The sequence below is a fragment of the Bacillus cereus group sp. MS39 genome, from assembly GCF_040448665.1.
In the GTDB taxonomy this organism is placed as follows: domain Bacteria; phylum Bacillota; class Bacilli; order Bacillales; family Bacillaceae_G; genus Bacillus_A; species Bacillus_A wiedmannii.
The window spans coordinates 3,805,448-3,820,452 of sequence record NZ_CP123058.1 but is presented as its reverse complement, the minus strand read 5'-3'; the positions used below and the strand labels follow the sequence as shown (position 1 = coordinate 3,820,452).

The following is a 15,005-nucleotide window of genomic DNA, read 5'->3' as shown; positions in this document are numbered from 1 at the left end:
GTGAATTGAAATTTGTCTGTGTACAAACGAATAAACGGATATTATGATGAAAGAAGTAAAGAACATAGGAGTATACGGATATGAAAAAGAAGAAAATAATTACGTATATGATAGCAATTATAATGGTTTGCGCCGTTTATGTGGGATTTTTACAATATAACATTTATAAAGATGGGCATATGAAAGCAATTGACGATGCTGATTATATCATTGTACTAGGCTCGAAAGTAAATGGGACGAAACCATCTTATTCATTGCAATATCGTATTGATAAAGCAGCTGAGTATTTACAATCACATGAAAAAACAATTGCGATTGTATCTGGAGGGAAAGGCAAAGGGGAAGATATTTCAGAAGCATTAGCAATGAAAAATGGATTAATGAAACTAAAAATTGCAGAAGACCGCATAATAATGGAAGATAAGTCAACGAGTACAGATGAGAATATTAAATTCTCAAAACCGTTAATTCCAGACAATATGAAAAAAGGAATGATCGTAACAAACGATTTCCATATGTTTAGAGCGAAAAAAATAGCAGCAAAACAAGGTTTACAATTAGAAGGTCTTCCGGCCGAAACACCGAAGCGAATTGTCATTCCATCGAATATACGAGAGTATTTAGCTATTACGCAATATTGGTTTATGAATCGAATATAGAAAAAGTAATCCCATCTGGAAGTCCAGTCGGGATTATTTTTGATGAAAATCTTACAAATATGTCATGTTCATGAAAGGTAAAGCGATAGTTTCTAGAACCGATTCCTGACATAATGAAGATAACAAAAACTATTTAGAGGTGAATCGGATGAAAGGAAATAATATATTATCTTCACTATGTTACTTTAGTATCTTTTTTGCACCATTTTTACTGCCAATTATCGTGTACTTCGTTGCGGAGGATGAAGTGAAATACCACGCGAAAAAAGCATTTTGGTCACATATTTTCCCGTATGCGATTTTATTTGGTGGATTAGCAGTATCCGGCATATATGGCTTAAGCTCCAATCAATCTGATGGTGCTGGAATTGGAATGATGATCACATATGCGGTGTTCATTCTTGTAGGGATTTATTACTTCATTTGGAATATCGTAAAAGGTATTAAAGTTTTGAAAACAGCGTAATAAGATAAGAAATAATTTGGTGTGAGTTTGTCGTTATTTGTCGGTAAGTCGATATATTCGAAAAATCGTTGATATAATTAAATTATCGTTAATATAATTTCATTTACCGTATTGATAGACGTTTTAGAAAGAGCAATTCAAAAAGAATTGCTCTTTTTGTGCTTATAAGTTGTGAATATTGAAAAAGATATGTTAATTTTTCATTATGAAGAGAAAAAAGGAGTGTTTTTCATGAATGAGATCATACATAAAATGGAGCAACACGTTTCAGTTCGTAAATATAAAGAAGAATCAATTCCGAAAGATGTAGTAGAAAGAATGGTACAAGCTGCGCAGCATGCCGCTTCCTCACATTTTGTACAGGCGTATTCTGTTATATATGTAACAGATCAAGACCTAAAGGCTAAACTAGCAGAGTTATCCGGAAATCGTCACGTGAAAGACTGCGCAGCATTCTTTGTTTGTTGTGCAGATTTAAAACGACTTGAAATAGCGTGTGAACAGCATAGTACAGAGATAAAACATGAAGGAGTAGAAGACTTTATCGTTGCAACGGTAGATGCTTCACTTTTCGCGCAAAACTTAGCGTTAGCAGCAGAGTCGTTAGGATATGGTATTTGTTATATTGGTGGTATTCGTAATAATCCGAGAGAAGTGAGTGAATTGCTTCATTTACCGGATAAAGTATATCCTGTATTCGGAATGACGGTTGGCGTACCAGATGAAAATCATGGAGTGAAACCGCGTTTACCAGTAGCAGCAATTCTTCATGAAAATGGGTATGATGAAAAGAAATATGATGAATTATTAAACGAATACGATGAAACGATGAGCTCGTATTACAAAGAAAGATCAGCAAACAAGAAAAACGTAACATGGACGGAATCAATGAGTTCGTTTATGGCTAAAGAAAAAAGAATGCATATGAAAGAGTTTTTAAGTGAAAAAGGATTTAATAAGAAATGAGTAAAAAGGCAGACTTGCATGCAGGGCTGCCTTTTTTTGGAGGAGAAATAGGATTGTCTTCGAATAAGTATAGGGGGAGGCGATAATATGAAAAAAGCTTTAATCTTTTTATTTGATGGATTTGCAGAATTTGAAGTGAATATAGCGAGTTTATTTTTGATCAGTAAGCAATTCGAAATAATAACAGCAACAGTAGATGGAAAAACAGTTACAGGAGAAGGTGGTTTTTTATGTCAACCACATGTCTCTATCGAGCATATTGAAGTAGCAGACTATGAAGTGTTTATTGTGCCAGGAGGACATATTTTTGACCATTTAGAAAATGAACAATTGTTATCTACCGTGAACGAATTACATAAGCAGAACAAATGGATAGCGGGTATTTGTGCAGGAACATCTTTACTACATGCAGCAGGAGTGCTTAATAAGAAGAAATTCTCAACATCATTAACACCAGATGAAAAACAGTTAGTTCATTTACATGAATGGGAATATAAACAAAATAAAGATGTAACTGTTGATGGGAAAATCATAACAGCAGTAGGATCTGCGTACGTTGAATTTGCTGCTGAAATAATGAAACAGCTCAATTTATTTAATGAAGCTGAAGCGAAGGAGAACTTGCAATACTTTAAAAATGTAACAGCGGTTTGTAATGAAACGTTAGTTTAAGTGAAGATAAAAAGCGGCATAATAGCCGCTTTTTATCGTTTAAGTCTATATGTTTTTGTACAATATAAAGCATCTTTTATCTTGAAAACGTACTTATAATAAATGCAAACTTTCAATAAGAAGATACATACCTGTACAACTCAAAAGGATGTACGTAAATATTTTAAAAATCCGTTGATTAAGCCATTTGAAAATAATTTGACCTATATACAAACCTAGAAATACGATTGGAATAGCATAAAAACTTGATTCCCAAATCGTTTTGTTTGTGCCAGTAAAGAGTATTTGAGTTAGTAGACTAATGAAATATATAAACAGATAAAAAGCCAATGTAGTTGCTCGTAACTTCTCCTTTTTCGTATCAGTTCCTGTAAAATAAAGTAACAGGGGAGGACCTGGCATACCGATACTTGTCGTTAATAGCCCAGATAATCCGCCAACTATGAAATCTCTAGATTGTGTTGATTTAATCTTAACGTTGCATAATAGCATCAACGTTAATAGTAAGAGTAGGATGCTAATTGCTAATTTAAATGTGTTGATGTTAATAGAAGTGAAAATAAAAATACCAAAAGGAACACCAACTATACTTCCGAAAATTAATCTTTTCAGTAGAATAAAATCAATGTCCATTCTTATTTTCCAGATGAGTGATATGGAAATAATTAATGATAAAATGATATTTATTTGTATAGCTTCTTGTGGTAGAAATAACATGAGTAAGAAAGGTGTTGCCATAATAGAAAACCCAAAACCTGTACTCGTTTGTAAAATAGAAGCTACTAATATAATACATATGAAAATGAAAATAATCTCCAAAATAGCCCTCCTACATTATCAGATCCAATACATATTTTAACATAAAGTGAAACTTTAATCAGTGAGGGCTTACTGTCCTTTAAAACGGGAAAAAAGCGGCATTATAGCCGCTTTTTATGTTGCATTCAATATTCCAATGATGACCCTGTAGCTCTAAAATATTTTTCTCGTGAAGGGGTCATTACCCGGATTGCTAATAAACAGGAAAGGAAAAGGATGAGTAATGAGCTACTGATTACAGTGATTTGGACGGAAAGAAATTGTGCGGATGCCCCAATTGCTAAAACGAAAAAGATTTGGATGAAATTTTTTATTGAGTCAAACACGCTATCGATACGTCCTATCATATGTACAGGGATGTTATTTTGATAAAATGTGATAAAGCCAGTACCAGCAAATGATGAAGAAATGCCAAGTAAAATGAAACCGCCTGCTGCGACTATAAATGAATTTGAAAAGGCGAAAATTACATAGCCTATTGCTGTGAAAATCATACCGAATCCGATACAATGTTGAATCGGTAATCGTTTAGCAAAGAGAGAAACAAGAAATGAACCGAAAATATATGCAGCACCAGTTATACTAACAAGCATGCTATATTCCATGTCGGATAAAAACAGTACTTGATTTGTGAATACAACTTCTTGTGAATCGAGCGCCATAGAAACAAGCATAGTGGCTTGAAATAAAACGAATATGAGAATGATGTAAGTTTCAGTTCGAGCAAATGAAAAAACTTGTTTCCAATCACTTCGTAATGTTTGTACGAAAGTATTTGCAACTTCTTCGTTTTGCTTTGTTTGTAACGTAATGTTTGGCAAGAAATAAATGAGAATAGTAGAAAGTAGAAAGGAAAGTGAGTTGCAGTAAATAACAAAGGATGCTGAGTACGTGGTGAGAAGTATTCCAGCAAGGGCTGGACCGATAATAAAAGCCCCGCTTGTACAAAAGTTATTCCAAGCGTTGAATTGAGCGCGTTCTTCAGCTCGTATGAGCATTGTTCTATAAGAAAATGATGCTGGATCGAAAAATGATGTAGCAATACGAGTCAAAAAGATAAAAATATAAATGGCCCAAATAGAATCAAATAGCGGAATACAGCCAATAAGAGCTGCTCGAATGATATCTGTGATGAGCATAATGGAACGTTTGTTTAATCGATCTACTATACTACCAGACCATATTTTTGTAACAACGGTCGCAATTGGACCTACAATCCATAATCCTGCTACAGCAGCAGGTGAGTTTGTGCTATGTAACACCATTACGTTTAGGGCGATGAGATACATAAAATCACCTAAACGAGAAATTCCTGTTCCCGACAATAATAATAATTTATTTTTCATGAGCAGTTGGACCTTTCTTTCATTGTTTTTTTATCCTGCAGGAAATAGCGTATTCCTCTTCGGAGTTTGATTGACGAGCGGTTTTGTTTTCCCAGCGTAATAAAACTTGTGTAACTTCCCAAGTAAGCTGTTGTAATTCCTCTGGAGTTAAAAATAAATGAGATACAATATGACTACCTGTATTCGTTCCTTCTGTGCCGCTTTCTTCAATATAGAAATGAGCAGCTTTTGCTTTATAATATTTTTCAATAATTCCCCGTTTTTCTTTCGTGTCTACTAATTCAAGTAACCCTCCATCATATAAAATTTGAACGTGATAATGTACGCTACCAGCAGATTTATTTAGTTTAGTAGCTACTTGTTTTGCAGTGAGTGCTTCGTCTTTTAAAAGGTGAAGAATTTGAATGCGAGTTGCGTTGGAAATGAGCTTCTGCTGCTCAGCTGAAATAGTAAGTCTATCGTCAAACATTATGACATCTCCTTTCTTATAATCTAAATTTATTGTACATTCTAAAAAATTAGAACGTAAGGAAAATAAATCGCCTTTTTCCTTTATATTTCGACATAAATAAAAATAGCATGTGCATAAACATGCTATTAAATGATAGTAGGTTCTTCACTCAGTTTCCCGCGATAAAACAGGTAAAGCCATATAAAACTAACAAAAATACAGCATATAGCTAATAGGCTACCAATAACACGCGGAGAAAGAGTTTCTAAAAGCCATCCTGTAATGAACATAGATAACTGTATAAGCGAACCATAAATAGAGTAATGGAATGAAAAAACTTTACCCATCATATTTTCGTGCGTGTAAGTTTGAAGTAATGTCGTATCAAGTGGAACGATGATTCCTCCTGCTATGCGCATACAGAATAATGCAATGATCCCGATAATAAGTTGATCGGATAAAATGAATCCGAGAAAGAAAATTCCTTGTAGGAAATAGGCCCAACCAAATGCTTTTTTCATTTTTTCTTTACTATGAGACATATAAAGAGTAACGAGGAGGCTCCCAATCATAAGCCCAGCCCCTTGGACCGTATATAAAATTCCAATGTTCGTGTGGAAAATCCTTTCGGCATAGATCGTTAGTAGTAGTTGATAAGCACCTCCAATCATGCCCCATGAAATGCCGACAAGAATTAATGTTAAAATGATTTTTGTTTGTAATATGTATGTATAACCATCTTTTATATCAGTAAAAAATGCTCTTTTCTTGTTACAAATATCATGAGAAGGGACACTCATAGTATAGATAAAATAGGCTGAAATAAAGTATGACAGGCTGTTGATTAAAAAGGCGAACTCAATATGTAAAGATTGTGCAAGGATTCCACCTAAAGAAGCCCCCATAATAGACATAAAACCATTCATTGTACTAGAAAGAGAGTTAGCAGTTACGAAATGATTTTGGTGTACGATATTTTTTAAGGTTGCTTGTTTAGCCGGCTCAAATAAACAAGAAAGTACGGATAAACATATGTTAGAAATGAAAATAATCTCAATTTTATATAGTGCAAATAAGTAAGTGAGGACGATTATGCCTCGTAAAATATCAGTAAAAATCAGAATCTTCTTTTTAGAAAAACGATCTACAATCCCGCCTATGAAAGGACTAAGCAGAAGTTGAGGCAATCCTTTACTTATAAAAGTGAGTGCGATCATAAATGGAGATTCCGTTATGCTATAGACGAATGTTAATAAAGCTATCGTATGAAACCAATCTCCAAGTACACTTAATGTTTGCCCGTAAAATAGTTTATTGAAGTTATTATTTGTTTTCAGAAGTGTGCTATAAGAAACTGACATAAAAGATTAATCCTTATGTAATGATGATGCTTGCACTTGTTTTTTCCATTCGCTTACATACACTTTCTCTTCTGTCGGAAGTCCAACAGGTAATTTTGCAATCAATTCTAAACTATTTCCATCAGGATCGTTAAAGTATACGGCAGCATGTGCTAATTCAGGAAAAACAATTGGTTCAATTGGCTCCATTCCAAAGTCTTTTCGTGCTGAAATTCCTTTTTGATGTAACCAATGAATCGCATTTTCTAAATCATGTAAACTTACTTGAAAGGCGATGTGTCGTAAAGAGGGGTGATAATTCACTTTGTATTCTGTGCCTTCCCAAAGGCCGAGCCAACTTTCATTTTCTTTAATCCAAAAGAAAGCAATATCGTCTCCTCTTTTATATAATTTTAGTCCTAGCGATTCGTAAAAAGGTATAGACACTTCTAAGTTACGGACAGGTAAATGCGCTTCGTAAAGACCTTTAATCATTGTAATCCTCCTTAATAAAAATGTTTCTTATTCCATATTAAACGATATTTTGTTAGTTGAAATCGCAAATAAGAGGGATGTAAATTCATACGAAAGTATGAAAAAACAGCTCAAATATGAGCTGTTTTCGTATAGTTTTTCGTTCATTTGTTAAGGATAGGATATTAGTATCCGTATCCGCCGCCACCCCAACAGCTACATCCGATGATGATTAGAAGGATGAATAGTACGATAAGCAAAGCAAATCCACCGCCGAAACCAGCGCAACTTCCACCATAGCTCATATGTTTTCCTCCTTTTGAGTAAGTTAATCTATATAATTCATGGACTACTGTATACAGTATGTTTTTTGTATGGAAAAGGAGCCAGTCTCTTTTGTAATTAGACAAACGCCTGTATGGTTATTTTGATTGTATATTGTGCTAGGGATATGTGAATGAATCGCTATATATTTTGCAATTTGTTCATAAAAAATATAAAAATTGTAAAAAAAGCCATTTTTATATTTTTTTATGAGAAGATTTGTACTATAATTTTACAAGTAATATTATGGGAAAAGGGAGTTTTAGTAAAGAGATGGAGATGGGAAAATTACACAATAAAATAGAAAATAAAAAGAAAGAGCTAATCCAACTTGTCGCTAGACACGGATTGGATCATGATAAAGTTTTGTTATTTAGCCGAGATTTAGATATACTTATTAATAAGTTTATGAATGTAAAAGATAAATTACATAAATAATTTGTAGTTTTTTATATTAGGATATTTTGCGAAAAAGGAGAGGAAATTATTTGGAACATTTACAAGAAGAGTTATATAAACAAATAAAAGAAGAAAAAGGTATTGTTACAGTTTTTTTAAAGAGTGGCGTTAGAATAGTAGGAGAAATTGTTGCGATAGACAAATTTACCGTTTTAATGTTAGTTGATGGAAAACAACAACTGATTTACAAGCAGGCTGTATCAACGATAATGAAATAAGACACTCAATTTGAGTGTCTTTTCATTATCGTTTGCAAGCTTCCACGTCAATGCCGGCAGCTAGTAATTTCTTTTCTCCATCTTGTTCAATCATTTTTTGTAATTTAGATAGGAAAGAATCAAAGTTTGTATGCTTTGCCACTTGGAATGTCATTTTATGCTCAATTGGTAGCCACGTATCAATATCAGCTTCGTTATGCTGAATTTTAACCTCAAGCTTATCAAGTGCGTTGGCAACTTTTGCTTCGTACGTTTCTTTCGCTTCAAACTCCATCCATAAATCATATAATTCCTCACCGAGAGAACCTTTTAATGTTCGTTTAATATTTAAAATGGCTTCTTGCTCATTTTTTTGTTTTTGTAATTGTAATTCATGACTATTCATTGTATCAAAAGCAGGAATATCACCAGCTTCAGCTTCGACTAGGTCGTGAATGATAACCATTTTAAGTAATTTTTCAATATTTACTTTTTGATCTAAATAAGGCTCGACTAAAATGGCCATTAGAGACATGCGCCACGTATGTTCAGCAACGCTTTCTTGACGTCCGTTAGAAAGCCAGCTATGTCGCATTTCATATTTTAGTTTTTCTGCTAGTGCAATGACTTGTAAAATGTTATGTTCCATCGTGATCCTCCTCATATTTCCATACTATAATTCTAATATGGAAATGAAATGTGTCAATTCTATGAGTATATTGCGATAAATAGATGACGAGCGTATAATACTTATTATATGTGAAAACGTATTATTAAAATAAAAAAATGTTTTATAAAAATGAAAAGGGAAGGGCCGGAATATGGGAGACGAAAATCAAGTGTTTGCTAGACCAGAAAGAAAAAAAAGGAAGTTTGATATTTCTAGCCCAGTGGGCATAATAGTAGGTTTTGCTATTGTAATAGCAGCAATTATGATTGGCGGCGGCGGAGTAAAAGCTTTTAAAAACTTTTTAGATGTTTCATCTATTTTAATTGTAATAGGGGGAACAACTGCGACAATTGTTGTGGCATATCGATTTGGAGAAATAAAAAAATATACGAAAAGTATTTTTACTGTTTTACATAGAAAAGAAGAAGATTTAGAACAGTTAACGGATTTGTTTGTCGATTTTTCGAAAAAGTCTAAAAAACACGGCCTGCTTTCTTTAGAAGTTGATGGAGAGCAAGTAGACAATCCTTTTATTCAAAAAGGAATTCGATTAATGTTAAGTGGTTACGATGAAGAGGAATTAAAAGAAGTGTTAATGAAAGATGTTGAAACGGAAGTGTATGAGTTAAGAAAAGGGGCAGCATTATTAGATAAAATTGGCGATTTCGCTCCAGCTTGGGGCATGATAGGGACTTTAATCGGTCTTATCATTATGCTTCAAAACTTGCAAGACACATCGCAGATTGGTACAGGGATGGCAGTTGCGATGTTAACGACATTGTATGGGTCAGTACTTGCAAATATGATTGCAATCCCTCTTGCTGAAAAGGTGTATCGTGGTATTGAAGATTTATATACAGAGAAGAAGTTTGTTATTGAAGCGATTTCAGAATTATATCGCGGTCAAATCCCTTCTAAATTAAAGTTGAAACTCGATACATATGTATACGAAACAAAGATAAAAAAAGTAAAACGAGCAGCCTAATATTTCAAGGAGTGGTATGGTGATGATGAAACGACCGCAAAAGGGATCGCCTCGTTGGATGACGACTTTTACAGATTTAACGATGTTATTATTAACTTTCTTTGTATTACTAGTTGCTACATCAAAGCAGGATGCAGTAAAATTGTCAAAGATGCTTGAAAAGTTTAGTGACGTGGAGCAAGTAGATGCAAAAGTAATGGAAAATACAATACCAGATATTTCACATGAAAAAAATGATGAAAAAATGGTCTCGAAAAAAAGAATGGATGAATTATATAAAAAGTTAAAAGCATATGTAGATAATAACGGTATTAGTCAAGTGAATGTATATCGAGAGGATACGGGAGTAAGCGTCGTTATAGTAGATAATTTAATATTTGATACGGGTGACGCGAACGTTAAACCAGAAGCGAAAGAGATAATAAGTCAATTAGTTGGGTTTTTCCAATCAGTACCAAATCCGATTGTTGTTGAAGGGCATACAGATAGTAGACCTATTCATAATGACAAATTCCCTTCTAACTGGGAGCTGTCTTCAGCAAGAGCAGCAAATATGATTCACCACTTAATCGAAGTGTATAATGTGGATGATAAAAGGTTAGCTGCGGTAGGATATGCAGACACAAAGCCAGTTGTACCAAATGATTCACCGCAAAATTGGGAGAAAAACCGTCGCGTTGTCATTTACATAAAAGAATAGTATATTATCATTTTAATAATAAAATAATGAAAATACGAAAATTCTTTTAAAAAAATATTAAATTTTATCATTTTATTTTGTATAATGAGTGAGAATGATAAGGTGAAATATTAAGATATATTTATACATAGAAGGAGAGAATTAAAAAGAATGGCACATAAAATTTTAGTTGTAGACGATGCGATGTTCATGCGAACGATGATTAAAAACTTATTAAAAAGTAATTCTGAATTTGAAATTATTGGTGAAGCAGAGAATGGAGTAGAAGCAATTCAGAAGTTTAAAGAACTTCAACCGGATATTGTAACATTAGATATTACTATGCCAGAAATGGACGGACTTGAAGCGTTAAAAGAAATTATTAAAATTGATTCAAGTGCAAAAGTTGTTATTTGTTCTGCAATGGGACAACAAGGTATGGTATTAGATGCAATTAAGGGTGGAGCAAAAGACTTTATTGTAAAGCCGTTCCAAGCGGATCGAGTAATTGAAGCTTTAACAAAAGTAGCAAACAGCTAATATAGAAGGGGTGCCACAAGGAATCTAAACATTGATAGCGGATATGCGTGTGGCCCCCTTTTTTCTTGCTATAAAACACTAAATTGTTATACATAAATGAAATGTTTGTTAGACAGGTAGGGGATGAAAATGCAAACAGATCTATTAAATATATTTTTTGAAGAATCAGAAGAACATTTACAATCGCTAAATGAAAATGTGCTAACTTTAGAACAAAATCCCACTGATATGGATGTTGTGGGAGAAATATTCCGCTCAGCCCATACATTTAAAGGTATGTCAGCGAGTATGGAATTTACGGAAATGGCGGATTTAACGCATAAAATGGAAAACGTTTTAGATGAAATTCGTCATGGGAATATAGTTGTAAATGCAGAGATTATTGATGTGATTTTTGAGTGCATTGATAATTTAGAGAAGATGGTTGCAGATGTGCAACAAGGCGGAATGGGCAATATTGATGTAATTACAACTAAGCAGAAATTAGAAGCATTATTGAATGGCAATGTAGAAACTCCTGCGGAATATATTGAGCAAGAACCTATAAATAATGATAATGCAGTTTCGCATGAAGTGCATATAACTGTTGAGCAACATGCTATTTTAAAAGCAGTACGTGCAATTATGTGTATTGAAGCACTGCAAAATGTAGGTAATGTACAAAAAACAGTTCCAAGTATTGAAGAAATTGAAGCGGATGCTTTCGGGTTTGAGTTCACAGTATTTATGGATACTGATCAAAGTGAAGAAGAATTAAAACAAGTAGTGCTTCATGTTTCTGAAATTGAGAAAGTAGAAGTGAAGCAAGGACATACATTAAAAGAAGTAGTCTCGAAAGAATTGGGTACACAAGAAGCTATGCAGGAAGATTTACAAGCGGCTACGCATGTGGAATCAACTAAAGAAGTATCGAAGCAATCAGCTAATGCTACACCTGCTAAAAGCGCTGCAAAAACGAAAAATGGTAAAGTGGAAAATCGTTCCATACGTGTTCAATTGGAAAAAATTGAAAGATTAATGAACATGTTTGAAGAAAGTGTAATTGAGCGTGGTCGTATAGATGAATTGGCACAAGCAATTCAAAATAAGGAATTAATTGAGCATTTAAATCGATTAGGCGATATTTCAAAAGATATTCAAAATGTACTACTAAACATGCGTATGGTACCAATTGAAACGGTATTCAATCGTTTCCCGCGTATGGTACGTATGTTAGCGAAAGATTTAGGGAAGAAAATCGATTTACAAATTACAGGTGAAGACACAGAAGTTGATAAAATTGTTATTGATGAAATCGGTGATCCACTCGTCCATTTAATTCGTAATGCAATTGATCACGGTGTTGAGACTGTTGAACAACGTCGTGATGCAGGGAAAAATGAGACAGGTACGATTAAATTAGAAGCGTTCCATAGTGGAAATCATGTCGTAATTCAAATTACGGATGATGGAAATGGAATTCATAAAGGGAAAGTATTAGAAAAAGCGATTAAAAATGGTGTTGTAACAGAATCTGAGGCAAATAAATTAACGGATCGTGAAGTATTTGATTTGATCTTCCAACCAGGATTTAGTACAGCTGAAGTTGTATCAGACCTTTCTGGGCGTGGCGTTGGATTAGATGTAGTGAAACATACGATCCATAGTTTAGGTGGACATTTAATTATTGATTCTGAAGAAGGAAAAGGTAGTACATTTAGAATTGAACTGCCATTAACGTTGTCCATTATTCAATCTATGCTTGTTCAAACGAATGATAAACGTTATGCTTTCCCTCTTGGTAATATTGTCGAAGCAATTCGGATTAAGAGAGAAGACATCCAATCCTTACAAGGAAAAGATGTGTTAAATTACCGTAATCAAATTATTGAAGTGAAGCATTTAAGTACTGTATTTGGTGAAAAAACAGTAGATGAGGCGTTTGCGTCATATGATGGTCAAATGGTTCCTGTGTTAATTGTTCGTAATACACATCGCAGCTATGGACTTATTGTAAACACAATTATCGGTCAAAGAGAAATAGTCCTAAAGTCATTAGGTGACTTCTTTGCAGAGAGTTCTAATTATTTCTCTGGTGCGACAATTCTCGGTGATGGACGAGTGGTCCTCATTTTAAACCCAGAAGGTTTATAATAGGAATGAAGGAAAGCTCCCCACTTGTATACAATTGGGGAGCTTTTTGGTTAATCGTTACTAAACTGAAAATGGGAATAAATACATAGTAACGTTTTATATAATAAGTTTGTTAAAATAAAATGAGAGTTTATATCATTTGATAGAAAAACAGAAATGAGGAGGCAGAGAAAATGCCTGAGCAACACACAAAAGGGGATACGAGCACAATTGTGCTAGAAAAAGAAAATGAGCATTTAACGCCTCAAGAATGCGATATTCTTGGCGAAATTGCAAATATATCATTTGGTTCAGCTTCGACTGTATTATCAACAATCTTAAATAGGCAAGTAAGCATTACTGCTCCTCGCATAGAATTGGTAAATTTATATGATTCAAGCGACGTCGAAGTTCCACACGTTGTATTAAACATTCATTTTACAAAAGGATTAGATATGGAAAACCTTCTTGTTCTTAAGCAAGATGTTGCATTATCCATTGCTGATTTAATGATGATGGGAACAGGTGAAGTAGAAGACGGAAAAGAACTTGGTGAATTAGAGCTAAGTGCTGTACAAGAAGCAATGAATCAAATGATGGGATTCGCAGCTACATCTATGTCTGAATTCTTCCAAGATACAGTAGATATGTCTCCGCCGACAATTAAAGTTGTAAAGTTATCAGAAGAAATGGAGAAAATTTCTGAGATTGATGGGAATCAAACGATTGTTAAAGTATCGTTTGATTTAAAGATAGATAATCTTGTAAACTCTAAACTTGTGCAAATTGTTTCAGTTGAACATGCGAAACGAATGGTAAATAAATTAATGCAATTATCTGGTGGAGTAGAAGAAAAAGACGAGCCAGCGGAAGTAGTGGAAACTGAGATTGTAGAAGAACAAGTTGAAAAAGAGCATTTAACACAAGAAGAGAAAGATGTCCTTGGGGAAATTGCAAATATTTCAATTGGTTCCGCTTCAACAGTATTGTCAACACTTTTAAATCAGCCAGTTACAATTAGTACGCCCAATGTAGAATCAATCAATGTTCGTCATTATGACGGAGTACCAGTCCCATTTGTTATTTTAAATGTTGATTTTGTTGAAGGACTAAAAAATGAGAATGTATTCGTATTTACGAAAGATGTCGCTTTAACAATGGTAGATTTAATGATGATGGGAACAGGGGAAGTTGATCCAGAGAAAGAACTTAGTGAATTAGAACTGAGCGGTATTAAAGAGATCATGAACCAAATGATGGGGCATGCTGCAACGGCGATGTCAGAAATGTTTCAAGAAAAAATGGACATGACACCACCAAATGTTAAATTCGTAACGTTAAAAGAAGAAATGGAATATTTGGGAGAGTCAATGAAAGTGGACGAACTCGTTCAAATTACGTTCAACCTTGAAATTGGCGACCTGCTTCAATCGAAAATGTATCAAATTTTACCGATTTCAGAAGCGAAAGAAATGGTAAGAAGACTTCTATATCCAATGATGGAAGAGGAAGAAGAGATTGTTACGGAAGAAATTGAAGAAGAAAAAATTGTAGAACCTGTTGTGCAACCTATTGAATTTAAAGAAGTAAAACAAATGGAACCAGTATACATGGACACATCCATCTTACAAAATGTAGAAATGAATGTGAAATTTGTATTTGGAAGCACAGTGAAAACAATTCAAGATATTTTAAGTTTACAAGAGAATGAAGCGGTTGTACTAGATGAGGATATTGATGAGCCAATTCGTATTTATGTAAATGATGTATTGGTGGCGTATGGTGAACTTGTAAATGTAGATGGATTTTTCGGAGTAAAAGTGACGAAATCGCTATAAGTCGTTGA

Annotated in this window: 18 protein-coding genes; 11 read left to right on the top strand and 7 right to left on the bottom strand. The window is 34.0% G+C overall.

Annotated features, from left to right (window positions below; genetic code table 11):
* Window positions 1-107 precede the first annotated feature (107 nt).
* The 4 genes from QEP67_RS19795 (at window position 108) to QEP67_RS19780 (ending at window position 2,763) form a co-directional block, all read left to right on the top strand.
* A complete protein-coding gene (locus QEP67_RS19795; protein ID WP_306339637.1) occupies window positions 108-659 on the top strand; it encodes a YdcF family protein in 552 nt (183 codons plus the stop codon).
* A 148-nt stretch (window positions 660-807) separates the two neighbouring features.
* Window positions 808-1,125: a DUF4870 domain-containing protein gene (locus QEP67_RS19790; protein ID WP_000678045.1), complete on the top strand. Its 318-nt coding sequence runs from the start codon at window positions 808-810 to the stop codon at window positions 1,123-1,125.
* 231 nt (window positions 1,126-1,356) lie between these two features.
* Entirely contained in the window at window positions 1,357-2,091 is a 735-nt protein-coding gene (gene nfsA, locus QEP67_RS19785) for an oxygen-insensitive NADPH nitroreductase (RefSeq protein ID WP_001002400.1), read from the top strand.
* 87 nt (window positions 2,092-2,178) lie between these two features.
* Window positions 2,179-2,763: a type 1 glutamine amidotransferase family protein gene (locus QEP67_RS19780; RefSeq protein ID WP_000709443.1), complete on the top strand. Its 585-nt coding sequence runs from the start codon at window positions 2,179-2,181 to the stop codon at window positions 2,761-2,763.
* Window positions 2,764-2,856: 93 nt separating this feature from the next.
* Here the strand turns inward: QEP67_RS19780 and QEP67_RS19775 are convergent, their stop codons facing one another.
* The 6 genes from QEP67_RS19775 to QEP67_RS19750 form a co-directional block, all read right to left on the bottom strand.
* Window positions 2,857-3,582 carry a sulfite exporter TauE/SafE family protein gene (locus QEP67_RS19775; RefSeq protein ID WP_048566815.1) on the bottom strand — a complete coding sequence of 242 codons (726 nt, stop codon included), beginning with the start codon at window positions 3,580-3,582 and terminating at the stop codon, window positions 2,857-2,859.
* 125 nt (window positions 3,583-3,707) lie between these two features.
* Complete coding sequence (locus QEP67_RS19770) at window positions 3,708-4,928, bottom strand: MFS transporter (protein WP_000791687.1); 1,221 nt, start codon at window positions 4,926-4,928, stop codon at window positions 3,708-3,710.
* 19 nt (window positions 4,929-4,947) lie between these two features.
* Window positions 4,948-5,397 carry a winged helix-turn-helix domain-containing protein gene (locus QEP67_RS19765; protein ID WP_000459086.1) on the bottom strand — a complete coding sequence of 150 codons (450 nt, stop codon included), beginning with the start codon at window positions 5,395-5,397 and terminating at the stop codon, window positions 4,948-4,950.
* A gap of 128 nt (window positions 5,398-5,525) precedes the next feature.
* Window positions 5,526-6,740, bottom strand: a complete 1,215-nt coding sequence (locus QEP67_RS19760; protein ID WP_151035360.1) for an MFS transporter — start codon at window positions 6,738-6,740, stop codon at window positions 5,526-5,528.
* A gap of 6 nt (window positions 6,741-6,746) precedes the next feature.
* Entirely contained in the window at window positions 6,747-7,214 is a 468-nt protein-coding gene (locus QEP67_RS19755) for a VOC family protein (protein ID WP_000589700.1), read from the bottom strand.
* A 164-nt stretch (window positions 7,215-7,378) separates the two neighbouring features.
* A complete protein-coding gene (locus tag QEP67_RS19750; protein WP_000120179.1) occupies window positions 7,379-7,498 on the bottom strand; it encodes a YjcZ family sporulation protein in 120 nt (39 codons plus the stop codon).
* Window positions 7,499-7,736: 238 nt separating this feature from the next.
* Between QEP67_RS19750 and QEP67_RS19745 the strand changes: the two genes are divergently transcribed.
* A complete protein-coding gene (locus QEP67_RS19745) occupies window positions 7,737-7,955 on the top strand; it encodes an aspartyl-phosphate phosphatase Spo0E family protein (protein ID WP_002108625.1) in 219 nt (72 codons plus the stop codon).
* A gap of 50 nt (window positions 7,956-8,005) precedes the next feature.
* Window positions 8,006-8,194 (top strand): RNA chaperone Hfq, encoded by a 189-nt coding sequence (hfq, locus tag QEP67_RS19740; protein WP_000400662.1) that lies wholly within the window; start codon window positions 8,006-8,008, stop codon window positions 8,192-8,194.
* A 25-nt stretch (window positions 8,195-8,219) separates the two neighbouring features.
* On the opposite strand, the gene QEP67_RS19735 is transcribed toward hfq, so the two are convergent.
* On the bottom strand, window positions 8,220-8,822 hold the full coding sequence (locus QEP67_RS19735; RefSeq protein ID WP_000400774.1) for an HD domain-containing protein: 603 nt from the start codon (window positions 8,820-8,822) through the stop codon (window positions 8,220-8,222).
* A 172-nt stretch (window positions 8,823-8,994) separates the two neighbouring features.
* On the opposite strand from QEP67_RS19735, the gene QEP67_RS19730 reads away from it, so the two are divergent.
* From QEP67_RS19730 to QEP67_RS19710, 5 genes are all read left to right on the top strand, one after another.
* The gene (locus QEP67_RS19730) at window positions 8,995-9,828 is read left to right on the top strand and encodes a flagellar motor protein MotP (protein WP_199712763.1); all 834 of its coding nucleotides are present in this window, start codon (window positions 8,995-8,997) and stop codon (window positions 9,826-9,828) included.
* 22 nt (window positions 9,829-9,850) lie between these two features.
* The gene (locus tag QEP67_RS19725; protein WP_000977943.1) at window positions 9,851-10,528 is read left to right on the top strand and encodes an OmpA family protein; all 678 of its coding nucleotides are present in this window, start codon (window positions 9,851-9,853) and stop codon (window positions 10,526-10,528) included.
* Window positions 10,529-10,678: 150 nt separating this feature from the next.
* The gene (locus QEP67_RS19720; RefSeq protein WP_000940570.1) at window positions 10,679-11,047 is read left to right on the top strand and encodes a response regulator; all 369 of its coding nucleotides are present in this window, start codon (window positions 10,679-10,681) and stop codon (window positions 11,045-11,047) included.
* 129 nt (window positions 11,048-11,176) lie between these two features.
* Window positions 11,177-13,180 (top strand): chemotaxis protein CheA, encoded by a 2,004-nt coding sequence (locus QEP67_RS19715; RefSeq protein ID WP_001192600.1) that lies wholly within the window; start codon window positions 11,177-11,179, stop codon window positions 13,178-13,180.
* Window positions 13,181-13,353: 173 nt separating this feature from the next.
* On the top strand, window positions 13,354-14,997 hold the full coding sequence (locus tag QEP67_RS19710; RefSeq protein ID WP_001115030.1) for a flagellar motor switch protein: 1,644 nt from the start codon (window positions 13,354-13,356) through the stop codon (window positions 14,995-14,997).
* The last annotated feature ends 8 nt before the right edge of the window (window positions 14,998-15,005 follow it).

Excerpts from the sequence above, each read along its gene's own strand:
- QEP67_RS19795 (WP_306339637.1), top strand. The coding sequence starts at position 108 with ATGATAGCAATTATAATGGTTTGCGCCGTTTATGTGGGATTTTTACAA.
- QEP67_RS19790 (WP_000678045.1), top strand. The coding sequence starts at position 808 with ATGAAAGGAAATAATATATTATCTTCACTATGTTACTTTAGTATCTTT.
- nfsA (WP_001002400.1), top strand. The coding sequence starts at position 1,357 with ATGAATGAGATCATACATAAAATGGAGCAACACGTTTCAGTTCGTAAA.
- QEP67_RS19780 (WP_000709443.1), top strand. The coding sequence starts at position 2,179 with ATGAAAAAAGCTTTAATCTTTTTATTTGATGGATTTGCAGAATTTGAA.
- QEP67_RS19770 (WP_000791687.1), bottom strand. The coding sequence starts at position 4,928 with ATGAAAAATAAATTATTATTATTGTCGGGAACAGGAATTTCTCGTTTA.
- QEP67_RS19765 (WP_000459086.1), bottom strand. The coding sequence starts at position 5,397 with ATGTTTGACGATAGACTTACTATTTCAGCTGAGCAGCAGAAGCTCATT.
- QEP67_RS19760 (WP_151035360.1), bottom strand. The coding sequence starts at position 6,740 with ATGTCAGTTTCTTATAGCACACTTCTGAAAACAAATAATAACTTCAAT.
- QEP67_RS19755 (WP_000589700.1), bottom strand. The coding sequence starts at position 7,214 with ATGATTAAAGGTCTTTACGAAGCGCATTTACCTGTCCGTAACTTAGAA.
- QEP67_RS19750 (WP_000120179.1), bottom strand. The coding sequence starts at position 7,498 with ATGAGCTATGGTGGAAGTTGCGCTGGTTTCGGCGGTGGATTTGCTTTG.
- QEP67_RS19735 (WP_000400774.1), bottom strand. The coding sequence starts at position 8,822 with ATGGAACATAACATTTTACAAGTCATTGCACTAGCAGAAAAACTAAAA.
- QEP67_RS19730 (WP_199712763.1), top strand. The coding sequence starts at position 8,995 with ATGGGAGACGAAAATCAAGTGTTTGCTAGACCAGAAAGAAAAAAAAGG.
- QEP67_RS19725 (WP_000977943.1), top strand. The coding sequence starts at position 9,851 with ATGATGAAACGACCGCAAAAGGGATCGCCTCGTTGGATGACGACTTTT.
- QEP67_RS19720 (WP_000940570.1), top strand. The coding sequence starts at position 10,679 with ATGGCACATAAAATTTTAGTTGTAGACGATGCGATGTTCATGCGAACG.
- QEP67_RS19715 (WP_001192600.1), top strand. The coding sequence starts at position 11,177 with ATGCAAACAGATCTATTAAATATATTTTTTGAAGAATCAGAAGAACAT.
- QEP67_RS19710 (WP_001115030.1), top strand. The coding sequence starts at position 13,354 with ATGCCTGAGCAACACACAAAAGGGGATACGAGCACAATTGTGCTAGAA.